The following is a 24,319-nucleotide window of genomic DNA, read 5'->3' on the forward strand; positions in this document are numbered from 1 at the left end:
ATGCCGACCTATCGCTACCAGGCCGTCGATCTTGGCGGCAAGACCCACAAGGCCAGCCTGCAAGCCGACAGTGAACGCCACGCGCGCCAGTTGTTGCGCGAGCAGGGCCTGTTCGCCCGCCGATTGCAGCGCCACGAGGCCGGTACCCGGCAGCCCCGGCGCCAGCGCCTGAGCCGCGCCCAGCTGTGCGAGCTGACCCGCCAGTTGGCCACCCTGACAGGTGCCGGCATCCCCCTGGTCGACGCCCTGGCGACCCTCGAGCGTCAATTACCCCAGCCCGCCCTGCACAGCGTACTGGTAGCCTTGCGCGGCTCGCTTGCCGAAGGCCTGGGGCTGGCCCGCAGCCTGGCGCGTCAGGGCGCACCGTTCAGCGGCCTGTACTGCGCGCTGGTCGAGGCCGGCGAACGCTCCGGGCGTCTGGCCCAGGTGCTGGCCCGCCTGGCCGACCACCTGGAGCAGGTGCAGCGGCAACAGCACAAGGCGCGCACTGCGCTGATCTACCCCACGGTGCTGATGGGGGTATCGCTGGCGGTGGTGGTCGGCCTGATGACCTTCGTCGTGCCCAAGCTCACCGAGCAGTTCGCCCATGCCGGGCAGAGCCTGCCGCTGGTCACCTCGTTGCTGATCGGCCTGAGCCAGGGGCTGGTACGTGGCGGGCCCTGGCTGCTGGGGCTGGCTGGGGTGCTCGCTGGCCTCGGCGGCTGGTTGCTGCGCAAGCCGCAATGGCGCCTGCGCCGCGACCAGCTGCTGTTGCGCCTGCCACGTATCGGCAACCTGCTGCAGGTGCTGGAAAGCGCGCGCCTGGCACGCAGCCTGGCCATTCTCACTGGCAGCGGCGTGGCCCTGCTCGAAGCCCTGCAAGTGGCCACCGAAACCGTCGGCAACCGGCGTATCCACCAGGCCATGGAGCAGGTGCGCCTGCAGGTGCAGGGCGGTACCAGCCTGCACCGCGCGCTGGATGCCAGCCAGCAATTCCCGCCGCTGCTGGTGAACATGGTCGGCAGTGGCGAGGCCAGCGGCACCCTGGCCGAGATGCTCGAGCGTGTGGCCGACGACCAGGAGCGCGGCTTCGCCCGCCAGGTCGACACTGCCATGGCGCTGTTCGAACCCCTGATGATCCTGGTGATGGGCGCCGTGGTGCTGTTCATCGTGCTGGCCGTGCTGCTGCCGATCATGCAACTCAACCAGGGCCTGCAACTGTGAACGCAAGGAGTATTGCCATGCAGCATCGACGCCACCGCCAGCGCGGTTTCACTCTCATGGAAATCATGGTGGTGATCTTCATCATCGGCCTGCTCATCGCCGTGGTCGCGCCCAGCGTGCTCGGCAACCAGGACAAGGCCATGAAACAGAAGGTCATGGCCGACCTGGCCACCCTGGAGCAGGCGCTGGACATGTACCGTCTCGACAACCTGCGCTTTCCCAGCAACGAGCAGGGCCTGGCTGCGCTGGTGAAAAAGCCGGCCCAGGAACCGCTGCCGCGGGCCTGGCGCAGTGACGGCTACGTGCGCCGCCTGCCTGAAGACCCGTGGGGGACTCCGTATCAGTACCGCATGCCCGGCGAGCATGGCCGGGTCGACGTCTACTCGCTGGGTGCCGACGGCCTGCCGGGTGGCGAAGGCCAGGATGCCGACCTGGGTAACTGGGAGCTGTAACGGGTGCGCCGGCAGCGGGGTTTCAGCCTGGTCGAATTGCTGGTGGTGCTGGCCATCGCCGGGCTGATGAGCGGCTTGGCGGTGGTCAGCCTCGGCAGCGGCCAGGCCAGTGTCGACCAGGCCTTGCAGCGGCTGGCGGCCGAGACCCGCAGCCAGGCCGCACTGGCCCGGCATGCCGGGCAACTGCGCGGCCTGCGCTGGAACGGCCAGCGCCCGGAGTTCGTGCGGCGCGAAGGCGCGGCCTGGGCGCCCGAAGCGGTTGCGCTGGGTGACTGGCCCGAAGGCCTGCACCCGGATTGGCCAGCCAGCCCGCAACCTCAACTGCTGTTCACCGCGCATGGCTGGGCGCAGCCGGGCAGCGTGCGCTGGCGCTGGGCCGATGGTAGCCAGCGCTGGACCTGGCGCCGTGACGGCCGCTTGCACATAGCGGTGGCGCCATGAAGCGGCATCAGCGCGGCTTCACCTTGCTCGAGGTCACCGTGGCCCTGGCGATCGCTGCCGTGCTGGCGGTGATCACCAGCCAGGTGTTGCGCCAGCGCCTGGCTGTGCAGGGCAACCTGCAGCAACACCGCCTCGGCCTGCTGTGTGCGCGCGAATTGCAAACCCGCTTTGCCGTCGAGCAGTACTGGCCTGGCAACAACCAGGTGAGCGGTGAGCTGAGCCAGGGTGGCCAGGCGTGCCACTGGCAGTTGCAGCTGCGCCGCACTGGCGTGCGTGACTTGCGTCGCGGCGAATTACTGCTGTTCGCCGATCGCGACCAGCGCTTGCCACTGGGCCAGTACACCGTATTCCTGGAGCGCCCATGAGCTGGCCGCCATCTTCAAAGGCGTGCCTGCCCCCTGTAGGAGCGGGATACACCGACCACCCGGGCGGCAAACCTGTAAAGCACCGCCAGGCTGGCCTGACCCTGATCGAACTGATGGTCGCCCTGGCCCTGACCGCTGTGCTCGGCATTCTGCTCGCCGCCCTGGTCGATGGCTGGCTCAAGGTGCGCGAACGCTTGCAGGACACCACCCAGGAAACCTCGGTACTGGAATTTTGCCTGGCCTTGGAACGGCGCTTCGACAGCCCGGTGATGCGCCGTATCTACGAGCAGCGCCTGCCCCTGGCCAGCCGCTGGCTCGACTGGCAGCCAGCCAGCAACCAGCTGCTGTGGGTCGCCACCACCGGCCTGCCGCCAGCCGAAGGTGGCTCGCGCCTGCAACGCCAGCGCCTGCGCTTCGAGGCCCGTGAGCAACGCCTGCTGCTGGAAAGCTCGGCCGACCTGTACGCCGCTGCCGCGCCGCGCTGGCTCGAGCGTGAACGGCTCGAGCGGGTCAGCGCCATGAATGTTCTGTATTACCAGGGCGGCCGCTGGCTGGCCTGGCCTTCCGACCAACCCGCGCACCCCGGCCGTGGCGTGCGCCTGGAATTGCAGCGTGACGGGGCCGCCTATGTCTGCACCTTCGCGCTCCCATGGGGGCGCTCATGAAAGTTGAATGGCGCCGGCGCACAGCGGCCCGGCCCTGGTTGTTGCTGCGACCGGGTGCAACCTGGCACTGGGCGCTGGTCGATGGCGGTGTTGTGCAAAGCCAGGGGCAGGGCAAGCCGCCGCTGCCCCTGCAGGCGCGTGCCGCGCTGGTCGTGCCTGCCGAGGCCTGCAGCCATTTCCGCGTGCCGGCGCCGCCCGGGCTCAAACGTGAAGAATGGCCGCTGCTGCTCGAAGACCGCTTGCTGCAGGCCCCGGATGAAGTGACTTGCGCCTGCCTGGCACGTGAGCCCGGTTACCTGCGCTTGCTGGTGATGGCGCGGCAGCAACTGGACGGCTGGCGGACTCAGTGTGCCGAATGGGACGTGCCGCTGGAGCGTTGCTGGGCCGAGTTGCAGCTACTGCCGACACCCGCGGCGGGCGCTGCCTGGCACTGGCAGCGCAGCGCCGAGCTGCGCTTGTGCAAAGGGCTGGGCGCAGACGGCCAGGAACATTGGCTGGCTTGGCCGCAGGCATTGGGGGATGCGCTTCCACAACCGTGGGCGGGGCTGCACACGGTGTCGCTAAGCGGTGACTGGCCATCGGCGTTGCCATCGCTCGATAAATTGCCGGGCCTGTTCGAGGCTACCCGCAAACCGCGTGCGTCGCCGCTGGTATCCCGGTCGCAGCGACGCCTGCTTGCCGCTTGCCTGGCATTGGCTGCTGTCTGGGCCGGGCTGTGGATGACCCAGCAATGGCGCCAGGCGCAACTCTGGCGCAGCCAGGTGGTTGCCGTGACCGGCACCCAGGCCAGCCCGCGTCACGCCGCGCAGGTGCTCAGACGGCTGCGTGAAGGAGAATTGCAACAACGCGTGCGCCTGCGCCAGCTCGCAGACCTGCAAGCGGCATTGCAGGCCTGGCTGGGTGAGCACCCCGGCTTGCACCTGCGCGCGGTGCGCTTCGATGGCCAACGCTGGCACGTGCGCCTGACGGGTGAGGGCATTGCACCGCCATGGCACGACATGGCGAGCGCCGCGGGCGCCACTGTTCAGGTGCAAGCCGGCCAAGTGGTATTCGATCTGGGAGCCGCCACATGAACCATGACTGGATACAGCGTCATCGCCTCAGGTTCGCCTGGGTACTGATTGCCCTGTTGCTGGCCGTGCTGGCCCTGCGCGCCGGCCTTGCGCAATGGCGCGAGCTCAGCCAATGGCGGGGGCTGGCGGAACAGGCCGCCAGCCTGCACAGCGGCCCGGGGTTGAACCTGGAACGGCTACGTCAGTCGGCCCAGGCCCGGCGTATCGAACTGGCTGAGGTCGATGCGCAAGGCAAGGTCTGGCAACTGCGTGGCCAGGTGGCTGACGCGCTTGTGCTGCAAGGCTGGCTGCAGAGCCTGCGTGCCGAAGGCGTGCAGCCACTGCAATGGGGGCTGGAACAAGACGGCAAGGGGCTGCGCTTCGAGCTGGTGGTGCAACCATGAACCGAACAAGTGTGGCCTGGGTGATGCTGGTATTCGTCGTGTCGCTGCTGCTGGAGCTGCCGGCCAGCTGGGTGGTGGGAGCGTTCGGCCTGCCCGTGCGCGAAGCCAGTGGCAGCCTGTGGCGTGGCCAGGCACAACAGCTGGGGCCGGTCGGGCCGCTGCACTGGGCCGTGCACCCTTGGCGCCTGCAGGCTAGCGCGGAGCTGGGCTGGCAGGGCCAGGCCTGGCGATTGCGTGGTGAAGGCTGGCCATGGCGTTGGCAGCTGGAAGCGACGGCCATGGGCGCGCAGACGGCGATAGCCACGGATTATCGCGTGGCCGGGCAATGGCAGGGCACGCTGCGGGTTCAGGGCGCCGGGCGCCGCTGCCAGGGCAGCGATGGCCGCCTGGTCGTGACCGACCTTGCCCTGAGCGAGCCGTGGTCGCTCGGCCTGGGGCAGGGCTGGCTGGAAATGGACTGCCGTAATGGCTGGCACCTGCGCGGGCAACTGGCCCAACCGGGGCAGCATCAACTGGCAATGGAGGCAGACCTGCAGGGGCGCCGGACCCAGCTAGTGTACGAATTGCAGCCCGACGCGGCGCTCACGCCTTTGCTACGTGGGGCGCAGTGGCTCGGGCCGCAGGCGCTGGCCGGCCGGCGAGACCTTCGCTGGTAGGCAAGCAGAGGCTGGGCAGGCATGGGAGCGGGCAAGCCCGCTCCCATGCAGGGCGCTTCACTTGGTCTTGCCCTGCACACTCGAAACCCATTGTTCGCTGCGACTATGCCCGCTGGTCCGCAACAACCCCAGGTCCAGCGCATTCTCCCCGTCCGCCGCGCCTTTGCCCTTGACCATCTCGGCCAATGCCGTGCCCAGGTCCACCGGTGAATTGGACGCATCGATCGACACGTCCCGGCGATAGTCATTGCCGGCAAGCGTCTCGCGGGTCACCGATTGCGCGTCAAGGGCCACATCCCCTCGGGCCGACTGCAGGCGAGCGCCAACCAGCTGCACGCTACCGCCGACCTGCAGGTCGATGCCTTCGCTGCCTTTGAGCGCAGTCTGTTGGCCGACGCTGTCGCGTTGCACATGGGTTACGTCGAGGTTGAAGGTTGGCGAGAAGCCCGGGTCTGCCTTGGTCAGGGTCGAGCCTGCCTTTTCCTTGACCTTGCCGGCCAATGGCCCTGCCACCGCGGTCGCCGCGTTGACGTAGCCTTGCGGGTTTTTTTCCTGGCTCAAGCGGGCATCGCCCTTGATGCTCAGGGTGTTGACGTTGTCCTTGCGGCTGGCGATGTACAGGTCACCGTCGACCACCCCGGCGATGCGCCCTGCCTCCAGGGTGACACCTTCGATACGGGTGTCGCCGCGGCTTTGCAGGTCGATGCGCTCGGCACGCAGGTTGCCGGCGTTCCACTCCAGGTTGTCGCGCTTGTCCAGGTCGACCTTGAGGCGGCCATGCAGGCCACGGCTGTCCAGCTCGCCCTTGGCCATGTCGAAACCGGCGCCGGCCGTGATGTCGAGGTTGTTGCGTCGCTCCTGGTTGGCGGACGCCTCCAGGCGTATTCCGCCGCTGGGGGCCTTCACCGTCATTTCCCGAGCCGAAGCTTGCAGGCCCTGCAGGTGCACTGCGGTGTCCTCTTGGGCGCTGCTGCCCAGGCTCAGCGTACCCTTGCTGGCGAACTGGGCGTCGACGGCCTGACGCGCATCTTCGTCCTGCTTGCCGTGGCTGAAGTGCCCGCCGATGGCGCCGCCCCTGATGTCGCCAGTCTTGACTGCCAGCTCCAGGCCACCGCCGAGCTTGCTGCCGATGGCTTGCCGGGTGTTGCTGGCCGCCTTGACCGCGAGCTGGCCGCCGCTCTGCAACAGGATGTCGCCAGCCTTGGCCTGGGGGCTGCCGATACGGGTGCCTTCGAGCAGCAGGTCGCCGCCACTGCTCAGTTGCACCTGGCCCTTGGCGTCGATCTGGGCTACCTGGGCGTTGCTGCTGGTGGTGTGCTGCTGCGCATTGTCGAGATAGCCGCGGCCATCGACACCGGTGCCACCGGGGCGGTTGCCCAGCTTGGCCCAGGCGTTGCCGTCGAGCTGACCTGCCTGCTGTTCGGCCCGGTCGGTCGCCTGCGGCAAGGCCAGCGAGCCGGCACTGTTCATGACCACGTCACCCTCGCCGCCGTCGATGCGCGTGCCTTCGTAGCGGCCTTCACTGCCCAGTTGCACCTGGATACCCTGTTGCCCATACAGGCTGGCGGTGACCGCCGTGCTGGTGGTGTCCTGGGTGGTCAGCGAGCCGCCTTTGCCGGCGGCACGTACATTGAGGTCGCTTCCGCTGCTGGTATCCACACGTGCATCACCGCTGAACGCCAGGCGCTGCACGGAGGTTTGCCGGGTGTCCTGCGCCGCGCGCATGCGGTGTTCCTGGGCCTCGATGCCGAGCGTGCCGGCATTGGCGCGCCAGCGGGTGCCCTGGTCGTCAAGGGTATCGGCCTTGACTTGCACCTGGGCCCCGGACAGTTCACTCACCTGGGCGAAACCGCGGCGTTGGTTCTCCAGGCGCTTGAGGTGGTCGACGGTCATGTCGCCGCCAACGCTGGGGGCCACCATGGCGTCTTCGGGCGAGGCTTGCTGGAAGCGTGCGGCTTCCTCACCCAGCACCAGGCGTTCGATGGGGCGGGTGAGGTCACGGTATTCGACACTGGCGCCCAGGGAGCCTGCCCAGCTGTTGCGGTGCTGCTCTCGCTCCTCGGTCTGTTCGAGCGCACGGTTGTCGATGCGTTTGGCCTCTACCTGCAGGGTGTTGCCCGCCGCGACGCGCGCCGCTTCGGTAACCAGCGTGTCGGCTTGCAGCTTCAAGTCGCCGCTGGCCTGCAGGGTGCTGCGCTGTACCTCGCTGGCGCTATCCTTCAGCTGCTCGCGCTGGTGATGGCCTTCGAAGAGGCTGCCTACCCGGTCGATGCCACCGGTAACCTTCAGCCCGCCACCACTGCGGGTGGTGCGGGTGTCCAGGTCGCGCTCGTTGCGGGTAGCCGCCAGCGTGATGCCTTGCGCCTGAACATCAAGGTTGCCAGCGCTGGCGGTTACCGTGGAGCCGTTGACCTGCAGGTTGGCGCCGCTATCCAGGCCCACCGAGGCCCCTGTGAGCACACTGGGCACCTGGGTGCTGGTGCGTTGCTGGCGGGTGCTGGTCACCACCTCATAAGCCACGCCTGCGGCGTATTGCCGGGACCCGGGCTTGCCGTCCTCGGCATCCTGGGTCTGCCCGGCGCTGGCGGTGAAGTTGCGCTGCTGGTCGCGGGTTTGACGTTCATCGACCGTCTGCGCACTGGTAACCAGCAGGTCGCCCTTGGCTTCGACCTGCAGTTGTCCGCCCGCTGCGACCTTGGCGCCCTGGATGCGCATTTCGTCGGCACTGGCCAGGCGCAGGTTGCCGGACGAAGCCACATCACTGACCAGTACTTGCTGTTTGCGCTCGGTGTTTTCCTGGCTGCTGCCAAGCAGGCCGAACAGCTTGCTGTCGCGGTTGCGGTCGGTCGAGGTGCTGCTGCCTTGGCCTGGCTCGATGGCCAGCGAGCCTTTTTCGCTGTACAGCACGGCATCCTGCTTGCCATGGACGGTGCTGCCCTTGATGGCGAGCTGGTCGGCTGTGACGGTGAGCTTGCCGTCGCTGGCGATGGTGCTGCCGGCAACGCTCTGGCCTTCGCTGTCCTTGCCTTTGCGGTCGGCGAAGAAGGCACCGGAGACCAGGTCGCCGCGATAGCCGTCCTGGCTGCCGCGGTGCTTCAGGGTGGTGGTGCCGATGTCGGCCTGCCTGGCGCGAATGGCCAGGTCGCCGCGGCTGCGCAGGCTGCTGCCCTGAATGTCGAGGTTGCCGCTGGCCTGGACGCTTACCTGGCCACCATCGAGTGCGCTGCCGCGGGCATATTCCTGGCGTATGTCGGTGTCGCTGTCACCACGCCACAAGTCCTTGCGATGGCGCACCTGCTCTTCGGTGCGCTGGCTGTCGATACCGGCGACGATGGTCAGGTCGGCACCGCTGTCCACTGTCAGCGCCTTGCCGGCGGTGACGGTGGCGGCGGTCATGCGCATGTCTGTGCCCGAGTGCAAACTTACGCTGTCGCTGCCAAGCAGTTGCGTGCCCTGTTGTTGCTGGCGGGTGGTGGTGGTGTCGCGGCTGTAGGTTTCGCGAGTAATGAACAGGAACTTGTTTTCCCAGCTGTCCTTGTCGCGCTCGATGCTCTCGATCGTCTTGGCGCCGAGGGTGAGCTTCTGGCCGGCCTTGACTTCTATGTGTGGCGCGCGGCCTTCGACGGCTTCCAGGGTGAGGTCGTCGGCTGCGCTGAGCCTCAGTAGGCCCCGTCCGGCATGCAGCTCGCTGGGGCTTTCGGCCTTGCCGCTGACCTGCAGCGCCCCGGCCGACTGGATGTCGACCCCCTCGCTGGCGAACACCTGCGGCGCAGCCACGCGCACACCGGCGCCTTCGGCCGTGCTCACGATGCGGATACGCCCGGCGCGCATCGCACCAAGAAAGCTGGCATCGATGCTCGACGCCGTGGCTGGCAGATGCTCGACGATTTCGCCGCTGGCCCGCTCGATACGGTTGCGCCCCACGGTGACATCGAGCGCTTGCCCCACCATGAGCAGCCCTTTGCTGTCGACCTGCGGCGCGATCAGCTCAAGGGCACCGTTGTCATTCCTCTGGCCACGCTCCAGCACGTGCAGGGTGCCACTGGCATTCAGCGTATCGAGGTACTTGAGCTGTTGCTCCTCGAATTGTGGCGTCCCCACCACGAAGCCGGCGCGGGTGGTGTTGATGAAACTGCCGCCATTCAGGGTTATGCCATTGGGGTTGGCCAGGATGTAGTCGGCAGGGCGACCGAAGATTTCCTGTGGTCCTTCGATCAGCGAGGCGTTGCGGCTGACCACTTCGTTGAGGATGGTCGAGGCGGCCTGGCCCTGGAATTGCGGGTTGGCCGCAAGGGCTCCCGCCAGCTCCGACTGCCCGGCCACGGTGGCGTTGTTCAGCACCACGCCAGGCGTGCCGACGTTGTAGTCGATGAACTGGTTGTGGGACAGCCCGCTGGCGTTGGGCGGCACGATGTCGATGACCGGTACCCCGTGGCCGTTGTTGATGATCGGGGTACCACCCGGGCCCTGGGTTGCCTCCAGGCCGCCCTGAGCCAGGGCGGCACTGGACCCGAGCAATGCCAGGAAGATGGCCCAACGCAAGGTATCAGGGCGGGTCGACGATAGCGGCGAGAGTTTCTGCATTTTCTCGTTCTCATTGTTGTGGGTGAGTCAGATGTTCAGGGTCCAGTCCAGCACCCAGAAGCCGGGTTCCAGCAAACGGTGGGGCAGGTCGCTGGCGTAGAGGGCGCGCTGGTAGTCCAGCCGCAGGCGGCTGTTGCCAAGGCTCAGTTCCAGGCCGGCGGCGGCACCGGCCAGGCGCTGTGACGGTTTGCCTGCGGCGGTGCGGGCCCAGCCCAGGTCCAGGCCGAGGTAGGGGCGTACCTGCAAGGGGGCAGTCCAGGCAGTTGGCAGTGCCTGGCTGAAGGTGTTGCGCCAGGCAGCGGCGCTGGCGCCGGAGTAGGTACGCAGGCGAAAGCCGCGCACGGCCGAATCGTCACTGACCAGCAGTTGCTCCACGGCGGGCAGGGCGTCGCTGCTGTACTGCAGGCCCAGTTCGCTTTGCCAGCGCCAGGGGGTGGCGGGCGGGCCCTGGCGCAGGTGCAGCAGGTTGGCGCGGTACTTGCGAAAGTCCGCACGCAAGCGTTCTGCACCGAGTGGCGAGTGGTCGGCGCCGAACGCGTCGAGACCCTGGCCAATCCCGAGGTAGCCATTCCACAGGCCGGCTTCGAGCCACAGCAGGTTGATACCGGCTTCGACGCTGCTCAGTGTCGGGCTCTGCTGGACGATGACCGCGCCGGCGCTGCGGTTGACCAGTTGCTTGCGGTCCAGCCGTACACTGGCGCTGAGCATGCCTTGCTGGTTGCGCCACAGCACGCGCTCGGCGCTCAGGGCCTGATAGCTGCTGCTGCCATCGGCGCGCTTGTCGCTGCCCGGCAGTGGTGCCTCGTAGCGCAGCTGGCTGGCGCTGAGGGCAAAGGTCCAGGCGCCGTAGGGCACGCTGTAGTACAACGACAGGCCTTGGCTTTCACCGGGGGCATGCAGCACGCTGTGGGTCAGCGACAGGCGCAGGTCGTCATTCAGGCCCAGCGGGCTGTCCAGGCCGATGCCGAGGCTCAGGCGGTGCCGCCCGCTCAGCGCGCTGCCACGGTTGTCGAAGCGGCTGTCGACATGCCAGCGCGAGGCTACGCTGCGCGGCTGCACGATGACCCGCGTGCCGCCCTGCAGCTCGCCCGGCAGCAGGGCGGCGGTGAGGTCGTAGGCGCGCAGGCGGTTGAGTTGGTCGAGGCCTTGCTCGAGGTCCGGCAGGTACAGCGGCTGGCCGAGCAGCCCGGGGAAGGCACCCGCCAGCGACAGCGGCAACTCGGCGTCGGCCAGTTCGATGGACTCGACGAAGCCTTCGACAACGGTTATATCCAGCGTCTCGCCGTCCTTCGGCGGATGCCGCAGGTAGGGGCGGCTAGCCGGGTAGCCGGCCTGCAGGTACAGCCCGGTAATGGCCTTCAGCAGCTGGTTGATGTCGGTGACGCCCATGCAAGGCGAGACCAGCGCACGCAGGGTTGCCGCCAGCTCCGCGGCATCAAGCTGGCGGTTGCCTGCCACTCGCACGCCGTCGATAGCCCAGCAGCGTTTGTCCTCTGGCACGGGGGCGACAGCCGTGGGGCGTTCGGCCGGGGAGGGCATGCGCTGCCAGCGCTCCAGCCGTTGTTGCCGCTCCAGTTGGCGGAGGGTGTGCTGCTGATCGAGCAGTTGTTGGCTGGCGGGGTCGTCGGCCAGCGCCAGGGGGCTGGACAATGCTGCGCCAAGGCAACCAGCTAGCGCCAGGACGGCAACATGGCGAATTCGGCACGGCATTCAGGCACCCCGCAAATGGTGTACGGCTTGCGTACTCGTTTGCGTGGATGCTAATAATTCGGGTGTTGGCCTGGATGCAGTACCCTTCCTAGGCGCCTGTCAGGCGAGTTCTCGCCTGTTTGAAAGATACTTCCTACAGAGTCGCGGCACAGGCTCTAGATCAAGGGCGAATCTCGATCAGCGTGCCATCGCGCACCAGGTCCCACACTTCCTGCATGTCGCGGTTACGCATGGCAATGCAGCCATCGGTCCAGTCCAGCGTATGGAAGTACCACTCCGGGTATTCGTCGCTGATCGGCGTGCCGTGAATCATGATCATGCTGCCGGCACTTACCCCTTCACGGCTTGCGCGGGCGGCATCGCTGACGTTCGGGTAGTTGATGTGGATGGCCAGGTTGAAGCGGTCGCTTTGCTTGCGCCAGTCCAGCCAGTAAAGGCCCTCGGGGGTTTTCTTGTCACCCTCGCGTTCCTTGGCGCCCTTGGGCTGCTTGCCCAGGGAGATACGGTAGGTTTTCAGCGGTTCGCCACGGCTGATCAATTGCAGACGCCGCTCGGACTTGATCACCAGCACCTTGTCGATCAAAGGCTGCATCGCCTGCTGCGAAGGCGATGGAGTCTGCGCTGCCGGCTGGGGTTTGCGGATGATGGTCTCGGTGAACGCCGCCTGTGACACCGAGGTAACGCAAAGGCAGAAAAGGGCAAGCAACCAGCGCATGTAACGGTATCCCTGAAAGCGTCTAGGTAGTGGTCGAGACAGTCATCGGCGGCAGGTATTCATGGCCTATGGGGTAGTGCTGCCCGATGCGGTCGCGATAGTAGCATTCTAGTGTGCGTGTGACTGTGCGGAAAGCCAGCTCGCCCCATGGTATCTCGTGTTCCTCGAACAGCCGCACCTCCAGGCTTTCGACGCCGATGGCAAAATCGAGGTCGGCCAGCTCGGCGCGGAAGAACACATGCACCTGATTGATGTGCGGCAGGTCGAACAGCTGGTACAGGGCCAGGCTGCCGACCCGGGCGCAGGCTTCCTCGACGGTTTCGCGACGGGCGGCCTGGTCGAGGGTCTCGCCATTTTCCATGAACCCGGCGGGCAGGGTCCAGAAGCCCCGGCGCGGCTCGATGGCACGACGGCACAGCAGCACCTGGCTGCCCCAGGTCGGCAACACACCAGCGACAATGTTGGGGTTCTGGTAATGGATGGTCTGGCAGGACTCGCAGACATAGCGCAGGCGGCTGTCGCCTGCGGGGATCCGCTGAGTCACCAGCTGGCCGCACGTGCTGCAGAATTTCATGTCGGGTTCCTTTCGCTCAGGCTTATCTTGGCGCGACAGCCTGGCCACCGCAAGCGTCCGGGGCTTGGGTGCTGCGCGGCTTTGGTGCATCATGCAGGGCAGGCCTTGGATACGAGCGTGCGCAATGCTGGACGAGCTACTTCGCCGAATGAGCAACCACCAACCCGCGTCACTGGAAACCGACCGACGGTTCCCCGAAGCGGCGGTGCTCCTGCCCATTACCCGTAGCGAAGCGCCCGAACTGGTTCTTACCTTGCGCGCCAAAGGCCTGTCCACCCATGGTGGCGAAGTGGCCTTCCCCGGTGGCCGCCGCGATCCGGAGGACCCGGACCTGGTGTTCACCGCATTGCGCGAGGCCGAAGAGGAAATCGGCCTGCCGCCCGGCCTGGTGGAAGTCATCGGCCCGCTCAGCCCGTTGATTTCGCTGCATGGCCTGAAAGTGACACCATTCGTCGGGCTCATTCCGGATTTTGTCGAATACCGCGCCAATGACGCCGAGATCGCGGCAGTATTCACCGTGCCGCTGGAGTTTTTCCGTCAGGACCCGCGCGACCACACCCACCGTATCGATTACCAGGGGCGCAGCTGGTATGTGCCCAGCTATCGCTATGGCGAGTACAAGATCTGGGGCTTGTCGGCGATCATGATCGTCGAGCTGGTCAACCTGCTGTTCGATGCCGGCATCAGCCTGCACCAGCCGCCTGAGCGTTACATCGAAAACTGAGCGGGGCCTACCCCGCCGTCTGCGTCGCAGCCTGAGGAGCAAGCATGAAATACCGCCTGGGCGACCTGCGGGTCGAAAGCCACCCCACCAGTTGGGCCGCACCCACCGCCACCCTGATCGGCAAGGTACGCCTGCAGGCCAATGCCAGCGTGTGGTTTGGCGCAGTGTTGCGCGGCGACAACGAGCTGATCGACATCGGCGAAGGCAGCAACGTGCAGGATGGCACGGTGATGCACACCGACATGGGCTCGCCGCTGACCCTGGGCAAGGGCGTTACCGTTGGCCACAACGCCATGCTGCATGGCTGCACGGTGGGCGACTACAGCCTGGTGGGCATCAATGCGGTCATCCTCAACGGCGCGCGTATCGGCAAGCACTGCATCATCGGCGCCAATGCGCTGATTGCCGAGGGCAAGGAAATTCCCGACGGTTCGCTGGTGATGGGCTCGCCGGGCAAGGTCGTGCGCGAGCTGACCGAGCAGCAGAAGCGCATGCTTGAAGCCAGCGCCGCGCACTACGTGCACAATGCCCAGCGTTATGCGCGGGAGTTGGTGGTCGACGATGAGTGATGCCGTGGAACGGCCGGTGGCCTCGCCCTGCGTGAACGTGTGCGCGCTGGACGAGCAGGATATCTGCACCGGCTGCCAGCGCAGCGTGGCGGAAATCAGCCGCTGGGGGCGGATGGACAATGACGAGCGCCGTGCGGTGCTGCAGCTGTGTCATGCAAGGGCGAAAGAGGCCGGCCTGGTTTTCCAGGGCTGAATGCCCTGCAGGCCGCTCCTGCAGGAAGTACCGTTGCCTGCTCGGGAAGCCAGCGGTAATCTGTGCGGCTTGCCCACAGACCCGTCGCCATGTTCTATCTGCTTGCCTACATCAGCAGCGTAGTGCTGATCAACTACGCCTTCTCCAGCGCCCCGCACCTGGACATCATCTGGTCCGCCTGGGGCGGCCTGGTGTTCATCCTGCGCGACATGGTGCAGACCCGCTTCGGCCATGGCGCCCTGGTCGCCATGCTGGTGGCGCTGGTGTTGTCCTATGTCACCTCTGAGCCGGCCATCGCGCTGGCCAGTGCCACTGCCTTCTTCATTTCCGAACTGATCGACTGGCTGGTGTTCAGCATTACCCGCCGCCCGCTGCGCGACCGCTTGTGGCTGAGCTCGGCGTTGAGCATCCCGGTGGACACGTTCATCTTCTTCGGCATGATCGGTGCCCTCTCCCCCGCCGTGGTCGGTACGGCCATGGCCTCGAAGTTTGCCGGTGTCACCGCGGTGTGGCTGGCCATGGCATTTCGTGCCCGGCGGGCCGCTGCCGCCGGTTGATGGTGTAGAATAGCGGTCCTTTTTCAGCGGGCGGCGCCAAGCCTGGTGCGGCCCCGGACGCCTTCGAGGACCTGAAATGACCCGTATCGGAACCCCTTTGTCGCCCACCGCGACCCGTGTACTGCTCTGCGGCTGTGGCGAACTGGGCAAGGAAGTGGTGATCGAGCTGCAGCGCCTGGGCGTCGAAGTGATCGCCGTCGACCGTTATGCCAATGCCCCGGCGATGCAGGTGGCGCACCGCAGCCACGTGGTCAACATGCTCGATGGCGTTGCCCTGCGTGCCGTGATCGAGGCCGAGAAGCCGCACTACATCGTCCCCGAAATCGAAGCCATCGCCACCGCCACCCTGGTCGAGCTGGAAAACGAAGGTTTCAACGTGGTGCCGACTGCCCGCGCCACCCAGCTGACCATGAACCGTGAAGGCATCCGCCGCCTGGCGGCCGAGGAGCTGGACCTGCCGACCTCGCCGTACCACTTCGCCGACACCTATGAAGACTATGCCGAGGCCGTGGCCGATGTCGGTTACCCGTGCGTGGTCAAGCCGGTGATGAGTTCGTCGGGCAAGGGCCAGAGCCTGTTGCGCAGCGCTGCCGACCTGCAGAAGGCGTGGGATTACGCCCAGGAAGGCGGCCGTGCCGGCAAGGGCCGGGTCATCATCGAGGGCTTCATCGATTTCGAATATGAAATCACCCTGCTGACCGTGCGCCACGTCGGCGGCACGACCTTCCTCGAGCCGGTCGGCCACCGCCAGGAAAAAGGCGACTACCAGGAGTCGTGGCAGCCGCAGGCCATGAGCCCGAAGGCGTTGGCCGAGTCGCAGCGTGTGGCCAAGGCGGTCACCGATGCCCTGGGCGGCCGTGGCCTGTTCGGTGTGGAGCTGTTCGTGAAGGGTGACCAGGTGTGGTTCAGCGAAGTGTCGCCACGCCCGCATGACACTGGCCTGGTCACCCTGATTTCCCAGGACCTGTCGCAGTTTGCCCTGCATGCCCGGGCAATTCTTGGCCTGCCGATTCCGGCCGTGCGCCAGTTCGGCCCGTCGGCCTCGGCGGTGATTCTGCCGGAAGGCCAGTCGCAGCAGACCAGCTTCGCCAACCTGGGCGCAGCGCTGAGCGAGCCGGATACCGCCATTCGCCTGTTCGGCAAGCCGGAAATCAACGGCACGCGACGCATGGGCGTGTGCCTGGCGCGGGACGAATCGGTCGAGCTGGCGCGGGCCAAGGCGACCCGTGCTGCGCAGGCGGTCAAGGTCGAGTTCTGATCGGAGATCGTATGGGGCCGCAAAGCGGCCCCAATCATTCAAAGTGCGGTATTACGGGTCTCTTTCAGGCTCAGCACGGCAAGCAGGCTGATCACCGCAGCCGCTGACACATAGCCGCCGACCCAGCTCAACCCACCCATGCTCACCAGTTTCTGGGCAAAGAACGGTGCCGCCGAGGCTCCGACGATACCGCCCAGGTTATACGCCGCCGACGCCCCGGTGTAACGCACGTGGGTCGGGAACAGTTCCGGCAGCAATGCCCCCATCGGCGCAAAGGTCACGCCCATCAGGAACAGTTCGATGGCCAGGAACAGCGCCACGCCTGCGGTCGACCCCGAGGTCAGCAGCGGTTCCATGGTGAAGCCCGAGAGCACCGCCAGCAGGCCGCCGACGACCAGCACCGGCTTGCGCCCGTAACGGTCGCTGAGCCAGGCCGACAGGGGCGTGGCCAGGGCCATGAACACCACCGCGAAGCACAGCAGGCCGAGGAACGTTTCGCGGCTGTAGCCCAGCGTGGTCACGCCGTAGCTCAGCGAGAACACTGTCGAGATGTAGAACAGTGCGTAGCACACCACCATGGCCGCCGCGCCCAGCAGGGTCGGCCGCCAGTGTCTGGCAAACAGGTCGACCACCGGCATTTTCACCCGCTCCTGGCGGGCGACTGCCTTGGCGAACACCGGGCTTTCCTCGAGCTTCAGCCGCACATACAGGCCGACCAGCACCAGCGCCGCGCTGAGCAGGAACGGAATACGCCAGCCCCAGGCACGGAACTGCTCGTCGCTGAGCACCAGGGCCAAGGTCAGGAACAGGCCATTGGCGGCGAGGAAACCGATCGACGGCCCCAGCTGCGGGAACATGCCGAACCAGGCACGCTTGCCTTGCGGTGCGTTCTCGGTGGCCAGCAACGCCGCGCCGCCCCATTCGCCACCCAGGCCCAGGCCCTGGCCGAAGCGCAACAGGCAGAGGATGATCGGCGCCCATACACCAATGCTGTCATAGCCCGGTAACACACCGATGGCGGTGGTGGACACGCCCATCAGCAACAGCGAGGCGACCAAGGTCGATTTGCGGCCGATGCGGTCGCCGAAATGACCGAACAGTGCCGAACCCAGCGGGCGCGCCAGGAAAGCGATGCCGAAGGTGAGGAAGGCCGCCAGCATCTGCGCAGTGCCCGACCCGGAAGGGAAGAACACCGGGCCGATCACCAGGGCGGCGGCAGTGGCGTAGACGTAGAAATCATAGAACTCGATGGCGGTGCCGATGAAACTGGCAGTGGCGACCCGCGCGGGCGAGTTGACCGGCGCGGCAGGCGCTTCGGCATAAGTGCTGCTGGTTGTCATTGAGTAGGTCCCTGACAGTCTGATCCGGCTCCATGGGCGTGGCCGGCGACGGCGTGCGAAGCAGAAAAGCCAGCACGGCAGCGCGGGCGCCGGAGCGTTTTGTTGTTGTGCACGCCAGACTGACGATAGCCCAAGGGGGATAGGGGCGGGGGCGGGCACTGTTCGGGGTGTTGAAGCAGGACCGCAGGGCGTGTCAGTGGGGCGGACTGGCCGTGGAGCGCCGGGTGCGGATAGCAGGCGGGACGGCGAGGCTGGGTAAGCGTGGCCCGAGTATAGCTATCGGGTCACCGTCCACACCAGTACCTTGCTGGCACAATTGTCCTCTGTTTCGAGGATTTCCAGGCGATAGCGGCCGATCTTCAGGCAAACGGCACTTTCCGGGATGCTTTCCAGCGCTTCGGTGACCAGCCCGTTGAGGGTTTTCGGCCCGCCGTCGCAGGGCAGGTGCCAGCCCAGGGTGCGATTGATTTCGCGCAGCGAAGCGGTGCCGTCGATGACGAAGGTGCCATCGGGCTGGGGATGGACGTGGGGGTTGTCCAGGGTGTGCTCGTCCTCGAATTCGCCAACGATTTCTTCGAGGATGTCTTCCAGGGTGACGATGCCCAGTACTTCACCGTACTCGTCCACCACCACGCCCAGGCGGCGTTGCTGTTTGTGGAAGTTCAGCAACTGCATCTGCAGGGGCGTGCTTTCCGGCACGAAATAGGGCTCGTAACAGGCGCTGTGGAGTTTCTCCAGGGTCAGCTCGGCCTTGGGCAGCAGGTGGCTGATCAGCTTGGTGTTGAGGATCGCTTCAACCTGGTTGATGTCGCTGTGGTACACCGGCAGGCGGGTGTGGCGGCTGACGATCAATTGCTCGATGATGCGCTGAATCGGCTCGTCGAGGTTGATGCCGTCCACTTCGTTGCGCGGCACCAGGATGTCGTTGACGGTGATCTTGTCCAGCGATTGCAGGCCGTCGAGCAGGCCATGGCGCGGCGCTTCGTGCTCGTCGTCCTCGTCGAAATCATCCACTTCCGGCGGATGCACGGCCACTGCCGTGGGTTGCACGCGGAACGGGCGCAGGATCAGCCTGGCGATGCCATCCAGCAGGCCGGCCAGTGGTTGCAGCAGGGCCAGTGGCACTTTCAGCAGGCTGGCACCGAGGCTGACGAAGGCCTGCGGGGTGCGCCGGGCCAGGCGGCGTGGCAGGTACTCGGCGAACACCAGCAAGGTGAGGGTGGCGGCCAGGCCCGCCAGCCAGAAACCGTGCTCGCCACTGTGGCGTTGGCCGACCAGGCAGGCCAGGCCCAGCACCAGCAACTTGCCCAGGCTGGCACACAGCACCAGCGCCTGGGCAGGCAGCGCGGGGCCGTCATCGCCGTTGCGCGCGCCATTGAGTTGCTGGCGGGCGGCATCCACGGCAGTGAACAGTGCCGACCACAACAGCGCGAGTGCCAGGGTGCCGAATAGCGGTGCGTACGGCAGGGTATCCATGGGCGGCCGTCAGATATGCAGGATGAATTCGCGAACCAGCTTGCTGCCGAAATAGGCCAGCATCAGCAGGCAGAAACCGGCCAGCGTCCAGCGAATGGCCTTGTGGCCACGCCAGCCCAGGCGGGTGCGGCCCCACAGCAGCACGCTGAATACCACCCAGGCGACACAGGCCAGCAAGGTCTTGTGCGCCAGGTGCTGGGCGAACAGGTTGTCGAGGAACAGCCAGCCGGAGATCAGCGACAGCGACAGCAGGCACCAGCCGGCCCAGAGGAAGCCGAACAGCAGGCTTTCCATGGTTTGCAGCGGTGGGAAGTTGCGGATCAGCCCGGATGGGTGCTTGTTTTTCAGCTGGCGGTCCTGCAGCAACAGCAGCAGCGCCTGGAACACCGCGATGGTGAACAGGCCATAGGCCAGGATCGACAGCAGGATATGTGCGAGGATGCCCGGCTCCTCGTCGATCAGCGGCACTGTGCCGGGGGGCGCGAACTGCGCCAGCAGCGCGGTCACCGCGCCTAGCGGGAACAGCAGCACCAGCAGGTTTTCCACCGGTATGCGCAGGCAGGCCAGCAAAGTCAGGGCGATGACTGCCACGGCGATCAGGCTGGCGGCGCTGAAGAAGTCCAGGCTCAGGCCCAGCGGGGTGATCAGCTGGAAGAACAGCGCGCCGCCCTGGGCGAGCACCGCGAAGGCGCCGAGCAGGGCGAGCAGGCGCTTGTCGGCCTTGCGGTTGCGGGCCAGGAACGAGCCCTGGTAGACGGCCGCAGCTATATAGAGGACGGCGGCGATCAGGTTGGGGATGAGGCTGGGTGAGGAGACCATAAGTCCTGGTTGGCGAGCCTTTAAAGAGACGGAGTTTGGCATAGATCCCGGCGCTCTAGGAAGACTGGCAGACCGCGTCGCGGCATTCATCGGTCAACCTGCTCCCACAGGGTTGCTGCGGGCCTGCAGGCAGCGGAGGATCCGCTGGCGGCGGGCATGCCCGCGAAGCGGCCGGCACCGTCACCGAATATCTCCCAAGGTGTGCGCCGCCGCCGCACTTCGCTATAATCGCCGCCTTGCTGTGCCCGGCGGGTGTGCATTCCGCCCTGGGCGCCTGACAAACCTCGGCTTTTACTGGGCCTGAAAGGATCACCATGTTCGAAAACCTGACCGACCGCCTGTCACAGACGCTGCGCCATGTCACCGGCAAGGCCAAGCTGACCGAAGACAACATCAAGGACACGCTGCGCGAAGTGCGCATGGCCCTGCTCGAGGCCGACGTCGCCCTGCCGGTGGTCAAGGATTTCGTCAACAGCGTCAAGGAGCGTGCGGTCGGCACCGAAGTGTCGCGCAGCCTGACTCCGGGCCAGGCCTTCGTGAAGATCGTCCAGGCCGAGCTGGAAAGCCTGATGGGCGCGGCCAACGAAGACCTCGCGCTGAACGCCGCACCGCCTGCCGTGGTGCTGATGGCCGGCTTGCAGGGTGCGGGCAAGACCACCACCGCCGGCAAGCTGGCGCGCTTCCTCAAGGAGCGCAAGAAGAAGAGCGTGATGGTGGTATCTGCCGACGTCTACCGCCCGGCGGCGATCAAGCAGCTGGAAACCCTGGCCAACGACATTGGCGTCACCTTCTTCCCGTCCGACATCAGTCAGAAGCCCGTGGCCATTGCCGAAGCGGCCATTCGGGAAGCCAAGCTGAAGTTCATCGACGTGGTCATCGTCGATACCGCCGGCCGTCTGCACATCGATGCCGACATGATGGACGAGATCAAGGCGCTGCACGCCGCGGTCAAGCCGATCGAAACCCTGTTCGTGGTCGATGCCATGACCGGCCAGGACGCCGCCAACACCGCCAAGGCGTTTGGCGAGGCGTTGCCGCTGACCGGCGTGGTGCTGACCAAGGTCGACGGTGACGCGCGTGGCGGTGCCGCCCTGTCGGTGCGGGCCATCACCGGCAAGCCGATCAAGTTCATCGGTATGGGCGAGAAGACCGAAGCCCTCGAGCCGTTCCACCCCGACCGCGTTGCCTCGCGCATCCTCGGCATGGGCGATGTGCTCAGCCTGATCGAGCAGGCCGAGCAGAACATCGACAAGGCCAAGGCCGACAAGCTGGCCAAGAAGCTGAAGAAGGGCAAGGGCTTCGACCTCGAAGACTTCCGCGACCAGTTGCAGCAGATGAAGAACATGGGCGGCCTGGGCGGCCTGATGGACAAGCTGCCGAGCATCGGCGGGGTCAACCTGTCGCAGATGGGCAACGCCCAGGGCGCGGCCGAGAAGCAGTTCAAGCAGATGGAAGCGATCATCAACTCCATGACCCCGGCCGAGCGCCGCGATCCGGAGCTGATCAGTGGCTCGCGCAAGCGCCGTATCGCCATCGGTTCCGGCACCCAGGTGCAGGACGTCGGCCGCTTGATCAAGCAGCACAAGCAGATGCAGAAGATGATGAAGAAGTTTTCCGCCAAGGGCGGCATGGCCAAGATGATGCGTGGCCTGGGCGGGATGCTGCCTGGCGGCGGCATGCCCAAGCTGTAACCCCTATTCCGGATGCCTGCCGGTTGTCCGGCCGGCCTCCTGAACCCCCACCTTGGTGGGGCAATGGCCGCGAATTTCGCGGCTCAACCGGCGAATCTGGACGGCAGGGCGGTGCCTTGCCGAAAAAGTCATTTGCAAATGTCCGTGTATTCCCCGAGAATATGCGGCCTTTTGGGCACCCGTGTGCCTATTTGGCATTCAGATTTGCAGTACCAGCTGCTGTATCAACTGCAGCACCGACTATAGGAACGATGTTCACATGGTAACCATTCGTCTGGCCCGTGGCGGCTCGAAAAAGCGCCCATTCTACCACCTGACCGTGACCAACTCGCGTAACGCCCGTGACGGCCGTTTCGTTGAGCGCGTAGGTTTCTTCAACCCGATCGCTGCTGGCGCCGAAGTCAAGCTGTCGGTCAACCAAGAGCGCGTCAACTACTGGCTGAGCCAGGGTGCACAGCCGTCTGAGCGCGTTGCTCAGCTGCTGAAGGACGCTGCCAAGGCTGCTGCCTGAGCAGTATGAACGCGACGCCAGAAAAGGCTGACGACCTCATCGTCGTTGGCAAGATTTTTTCGGTTCACGGCGTTCGCGGCGAGGTGAAGGTGTATTCCTTTACCGATCCGATTGAAAACCTGTTGGATTATCCGCGCTGGACGCTTCGGCACGAAGGCAAGGTAAAGCAGGTCGAGCTGGTCAACGGTCGTGGCTCCCAGAAGGGCCTGGTCGTGAAGCTGAAAGGTCTCGATGACCGTGATGAAGCCCGTCTTCTGAGTGGTTACGAAATCTGCATTCCGCGGAGCCTTTTGCCCAGCCTGGCGGCCGACGAGTACTACTGGTACCAGTTGGTAGGCCTGAAGGTCATCAACCAGGACGAACAGCTGTTCGGCAAGGTCGATCACCTGCTGGAGACCGGTGCGAACGATGTCATGGTGGTCAAGCCCTGCGCAGGCAGCCTGGATGATCGCGAGCGTCTGTTGCCCTATACGGCGCAATGCGTGCTCGATATCGACCTGGAAGCAGGCGTGATGCGGGTTGAGTGGGACGCGGACTTCTAGACGATGGGTAACCTTCGCGTAGACGTCATCACGTTGTTCCCCGAGATGTTCTCGGCCATCACGGAGTACGGCATTACCAGCCGCGCGGTGAAACAGGGGTTGCTTCAGGTGACTTGCTGGAACCCGCGGGACTACACCACAGATCGTCACCACACGGTGGATGATCGGCCGTTTGGCGGTGGTCCGGGCATGGTGATGAAAATCAAGCCTCTGGAAGACGCCCTGGTCAACGCCAGGCAGGCGACCGGAGCAGCGGCGAAGGTGATCTACCTTTCGCCACAAGGCCGCAAGCTGACCCAGCAGGCGGTCAAAGGCCTGGCCGAACAGGAATCGTTGATCCTGATCGCCGGTCGTTATGAAGGCATCGACGAGCGCTTTATCGAGGCTCATGTCGATGAGGAGTGGTCGATTGGCGACTATGTGCTTTCCGGTGGCGAGCTGCCGGCCATGGTACTGATCGATGCGGTTACACGGCTGCTGCCCGGAGCTTTAGGGCATGTGGACTCGGCGGAAGAAGACTCCTTCACCGACGGTCTGCTCGATTGCCCGCACTACACCCGACCTGAGGTGTATGCGGATCAGCGTGTTCCCGACGTGTTGCTAAGTGGCAACCATGCACACATCCGGCGTTGGAGAATGAAGCAGTCCCTTGGTAGGACCTTCGAACGACGCGCCGATCTTCTGGAAAGTCGCTCGCTTTCTGGAGAAGAGAAGAAGCTGCTCGAGGAATATCTCCGCGAGCGGGACGATAGTTAAACGTATCGATGGTGGATCGCGTATCCATCTTAGGAGCACAGCATGACCAACAAGATCATCCAGCAGCTCGAAGCCGAGCAGATGAGCAAGGAAATCCCGACCTTCGCACCAGGCGACACCGTTGTCGTCCAGGTTAAAGTGAAGGAAGGTGAGCGTTCCCGTCTGCAGGCGTTCGAAGGCGTCGTTATCGCCAAGCGTAACCGCGGTCTGAACAGCGCCTTCACCGTGCGCAAGATCTCCAGCGGCGTTGGCGTAGAGCGTACCTTCCAGACCTACAGCCCGCAGATCGACAGCCTGGCCGTGAAACGTCGTGGTGACGTGCGTAAAGCCAAGCTGTACTACCTGCGCGACCTGTCCGGCAAAGCCGCTCGCATCAAGGAAAAACTCTCCTGAGTGCAGTTTGCCCGGTGGTCGCGGCCGCCTAGCGAGAAAAAAGCAGCCTTCGGGCTGCTTTTTTGCGTTTTGAAACCCGTAGATGTGATTGTCATGACCCCCCGAGACCAGGAAATCCAGCGCCGCACCGAACTGTCGGTGACCCGCGTGACCAAGGCGGTGTTCCCCAACACCACCAACCACCACAACACCTTGTTCGGCGGCACTGCCCTGGCGTGGATGGACGAAGTGTCGTTCATCGCCGCCACGCGCTTCTGCCGCCTGCCACTGGTGACCGTGTCCACCGACCGTATCGACTTCAAGCACCCGATCCCGGCAGGTTCGATCGTCGAACTGGTGGGTTCGGTGACCAAGGTCGGCAATACCAGTTTGCAGGTGCAGGTGGATGTGTTCGTCGAGAACATGTACCTGGACGGGCGCGAGCGGGCGATTCATGGGGTATTCAGCTTCGTCGCCATCGACGAGGACAAACGCCCGGTACCGGTCCTGCCCCAGGTCTGAATTCTTTTGTGCCGGCCTCTCGCGGCTAAAGCCGCTCCTATAGGGATCACCGCCCTCAGGGCCTGTGCGATCCCTGTAGGAGCGGCTTTAGCCGCGAAGAGGCCAGTACAGGCAAAAATCATGTGGCTGTGAAACACTAAGCCCATCTTCAACACCCAGCAGCCCCGA

26 protein-coding genes are annotated in these 24,319 nt (G+C 65.4%); 19 read left to right on the forward strand and 7 right to left on the reverse strand.

Annotated features, from left to right (window positions below; genetic code table 11):
• The 8 genes from gspF (at position 1) to ACLEJP_RS24230 (ending at position 5,238) form a co-directional block, all read left to right on the forward strand.
• Positions 1–1,203, forward strand: a complete 1,203-nt coding sequence (gene gspF, locus ACLEJP_RS24195) for a type II secretion system inner membrane protein GspF (RefSeq protein ID WP_440810543.1) — start codon at positions 1–3, stop codon at positions 1,201–1,203.
• A gap of 17 nt (positions 1,204–1,220) precedes the next feature.
• Positions 1,221–1,655: a type II secretion system major pseudopilin GspG gene (gene gspG, locus ACLEJP_RS24200; RefSeq protein WP_170028490.1), complete on the forward strand. Its 435-nt coding sequence runs from the start codon at positions 1,221–1,223 to the stop codon at positions 1,653–1,655.
• 3 nt (positions 1,656–1,658) lie between these two features.
• Positions 1,659–2,096 carry a type II secretion system minor pseudopilin GspH gene (gspH, locus tag ACLEJP_RS24205; RefSeq protein WP_440810545.1) on the forward strand — a complete coding sequence of 146 codons (438 nt, stop codon included), beginning with the start codon at positions 1,659–1,661 and terminating at the stop codon, positions 2,094–2,096.
• Positions 2,093–2,461, forward strand: coding sequence for a type II secretion system protein GspI (locus ACLEJP_RS24210; RefSeq protein WP_440810547.1), 369 nt, complete (start codon positions 2,093–2,095; stop codon positions 2,459–2,461). Before gspH ends, ACLEJP_RS24210 begins: the two co-directional genes overlap by 4 nt.
• Before the next feature lie 113 nt (positions 2,462–2,574).
• Positions 2,575–3,126, forward strand: coding sequence for a type II secretion pathway protein XcpW (locus ACLEJP_RS24215; RefSeq protein ID WP_440810572.1), 552 nt, complete (start codon positions 2,575–2,577; stop codon positions 3,124–3,126).
• The gene (locus ACLEJP_RS24220; RefSeq protein ID WP_440810549.1) at positions 3,123–4,199 is read left to right on the forward strand and encodes a GspL/Epsl periplasmic domain-containing protein; all 1,077 of its coding nucleotides are present in this window, start codon (positions 3,123–3,125) and stop codon (positions 4,197–4,199) included. The genes ACLEJP_RS24215 and ACLEJP_RS24220 overlap by 4 nt, the downstream gene beginning before the upstream one ends.
• On the forward strand, positions 4,196–4,582 hold the full coding sequence (gene gspM / locus ACLEJP_RS24225; RefSeq protein WP_440810550.1) for a type II secretion system protein GspM: 387 nt from the start codon (positions 4,196–4,198) through the stop codon (positions 4,580–4,582). Before ACLEJP_RS24220 ends, gspM begins: the two co-directional genes overlap by 4 nt.
• Entirely contained in the window at positions 4,579–5,238 is a 660-nt protein-coding gene (locus ACLEJP_RS24230) for a hypothetical protein (protein WP_440810552.1), read from the forward strand. Before gspM ends, ACLEJP_RS24230 begins: the two co-directional genes overlap by 4 nt.
• A 57-nt stretch (positions 5,239–5,295) precedes the next feature.
• Here ACLEJP_RS24230 and ACLEJP_RS24235 read toward each other — a convergent pair whose 3' ends face one another.
• The 4 genes from ACLEJP_RS24235 to ACLEJP_RS24250 all read right to left on the reverse strand — a co-directional run bounded on the left by ACLEJP_RS24235 (position 5,296) and on the right by ACLEJP_RS24250 (position 12,821).
• Entirely contained in the window at positions 5,296–9,822 is a 4,527-nt protein-coding gene (locus ACLEJP_RS24235) for a hemagglutinin repeat-containing protein (protein WP_440810553.1), read from the reverse strand.
• Positions 9,823–9,849: 27 nt separating this feature from the next.
• The gene (locus ACLEJP_RS24240; RefSeq protein WP_440810554.1) at positions 9,850–11,532 is read right to left on the reverse strand and encodes a ShlB/FhaC/HecB family hemolysin secretion/activation protein; all 1,683 of its coding nucleotides are present in this window, start codon (positions 11,530–11,532) and stop codon (positions 9,850–9,852) included.
• Between the two features lie 160 nt (positions 11,533–11,692).
• Complete coding sequence (locus ACLEJP_RS24245; protein WP_289134133.1) at positions 11,693–12,247, reverse strand: L,D-transpeptidase family protein; 555 nt, start codon at positions 12,245–12,247, stop codon at positions 11,693–11,695.
• Between the two features lie 22 nt (positions 12,248–12,269).
• A complete protein-coding gene (locus ACLEJP_RS24250) occupies positions 12,270–12,821 on the reverse strand; it encodes an NUDIX hydrolase (protein WP_225780633.1) in 552 nt (183 codons plus the stop codon).
• A gap of 124 nt (positions 12,822–12,945) precedes the next feature.
• Here ACLEJP_RS24250 and ACLEJP_RS24255 point away from each other — a divergent pair, with 124 nt between their 5' ends.
• The 5 genes from ACLEJP_RS24255 to purT all read left to right on the forward strand — a co-directional run bounded on the left by ACLEJP_RS24255 (position 12,946) and on the right by purT (position 16,122).
• Positions 12,946–13,545, forward strand: a complete 600-nt coding sequence (locus tag ACLEJP_RS24255; protein WP_003252125.1) for a CoA pyrophosphatase — start codon at positions 12,946–12,948, stop codon at positions 13,543–13,545.
• Between the two features lie 44 nt (positions 13,546–13,589).
• Positions 13,590–14,114, forward strand: a complete 525-nt coding sequence (locus ACLEJP_RS24260) for a gamma carbonic anhydrase family protein (RefSeq protein ID WP_440810557.1) — start codon at positions 13,590–13,592, stop codon at positions 14,112–14,114.
• On the forward strand, positions 14,107–14,307 hold the full coding sequence (locus ACLEJP_RS24265; RefSeq protein WP_440810558.1) for a DUF1289 domain-containing protein: 201 nt from the start codon (positions 14,107–14,109) through the stop codon (positions 14,305–14,307). Before ACLEJP_RS24260 ends, ACLEJP_RS24265 begins: the two co-directional genes overlap by 8 nt.
• 89 nt (positions 14,308–14,396) lie before the next feature.
• Positions 14,397–14,864: a VUT family protein gene (locus tag ACLEJP_RS24270; RefSeq protein WP_440810560.1), complete on the forward strand. Its 468-nt coding sequence runs from the start codon at positions 14,397–14,399 to the stop codon at positions 14,862–14,864.
• Positions 14,865–14,940: 76 nt separating this feature from the next.
• Positions 14,941–16,122 (forward strand): formate-dependent phosphoribosylglycinamide formyltransferase, encoded by a 1,182-nt coding sequence (gene purT / locus ACLEJP_RS24275; RefSeq protein ID WP_440810561.1) that lies wholly within the window; start codon positions 14,941–14,943, stop codon positions 16,120–16,122.
• 38 nt (positions 16,123–16,160) lie between these two features.
• Here purT and ACLEJP_RS24280 read toward each other — a convergent pair whose 3' ends face one another.
• The 3 genes from ACLEJP_RS24280 to ACLEJP_RS24290 form a co-directional block, all read right to left on the reverse strand.
• Positions 16,161–17,462 carry an MFS transporter gene (locus tag ACLEJP_RS24280; protein WP_440810563.1) on the reverse strand — a complete coding sequence of 434 codons (1,302 nt, stop codon included), beginning with the start codon at positions 17,460–17,462 and terminating at the stop codon, positions 16,161–16,163.
• 276 nt (positions 17,463–17,738) lie between these two features.
• Complete coding sequence (locus tag ACLEJP_RS24285) at positions 17,739–18,938, reverse strand: transporter associated domain-containing protein (RefSeq protein ID WP_440810564.1); 1,200 nt, start codon at positions 18,936–18,938, stop codon at positions 17,739–17,741.
• A 9-nt stretch (positions 18,939–18,947) separates the two neighbouring features.
• Positions 18,948–19,757, reverse strand: coding sequence for a cytochrome C assembly family protein (locus ACLEJP_RS24290; protein WP_225780640.1), 810 nt, complete (start codon positions 19,755–19,757; stop codon positions 18,948–18,950).
• A 314-nt stretch (positions 19,758–20,071) separates the two neighbouring features.
• Here ACLEJP_RS24290 and ffh point away from each other — a divergent pair, with 314 nt between their 5' ends.
• The 6 genes from ffh (at position 20,072) to ACLEJP_RS24320 (ending at position 24,151) form a co-directional block, all read left to right on the forward strand.
• Positions 20,072–21,448 (forward strand): signal recognition particle protein, encoded by a 1,377-nt coding sequence (gene ffh, locus ACLEJP_RS24295; protein ID WP_170028509.1) that lies wholly within the window; start codon positions 20,072–20,074, stop codon positions 21,446–21,448.
• A 259-nt stretch (positions 21,449–21,707) separates the two neighbouring features.
• Positions 21,708–21,959: a 30S ribosomal protein S16 gene (gene rpsP / locus ACLEJP_RS24300; RefSeq protein ID WP_003259424.1), complete on the forward strand. Its 252-nt coding sequence runs from the start codon at positions 21,708–21,710 to the stop codon at positions 21,957–21,959.
• A 5-nt stretch (positions 21,960–21,964) separates the two neighbouring features.
• On the forward strand, positions 21,965–22,501 hold the full coding sequence (rimM, locus tag ACLEJP_RS24305; RefSeq protein ID WP_170028510.1) for a ribosome maturation factor RimM: 537 nt from the start codon (positions 21,965–21,967) through the stop codon (positions 22,499–22,501).
• Between the two features lie 3 nt (positions 22,502–22,504).
• Positions 22,505–23,257, forward strand: a complete 753-nt coding sequence (trmD, locus tag ACLEJP_RS24310; RefSeq protein ID WP_028634846.1) for a tRNA (guanosine(37)-N1)-methyltransferase TrmD — start codon at positions 22,505–22,507, stop codon at positions 23,255–23,257.
• A gap of 42 nt (positions 23,258–23,299) precedes the next feature.
• Entirely contained in the window at positions 23,300–23,650 is a 351-nt protein-coding gene (gene rplS, locus ACLEJP_RS24315) for a 50S ribosomal protein L19 (protein ID WP_003252148.1), read from the forward strand.
• Between the two features lie 93 nt (positions 23,651–23,743).
• Positions 23,744–24,151, forward strand: a complete 408-nt coding sequence (locus tag ACLEJP_RS24320) for an acyl-CoA thioesterase (RefSeq protein ID WP_440810567.1) — start codon at positions 23,744–23,746, stop codon at positions 24,149–24,151.
• Positions 24,152–24,319 lie beyond the last annotated feature (168 nt).

Source organism: Pseudomonas sp. SMV7, from assembly GCF_052041995.1.
Taxonomy (GTDB): Bacteria; Pseudomonadota; Gammaproteobacteria; order Pseudomonadales; family Pseudomonadaceae; genus Aquipseudomonas.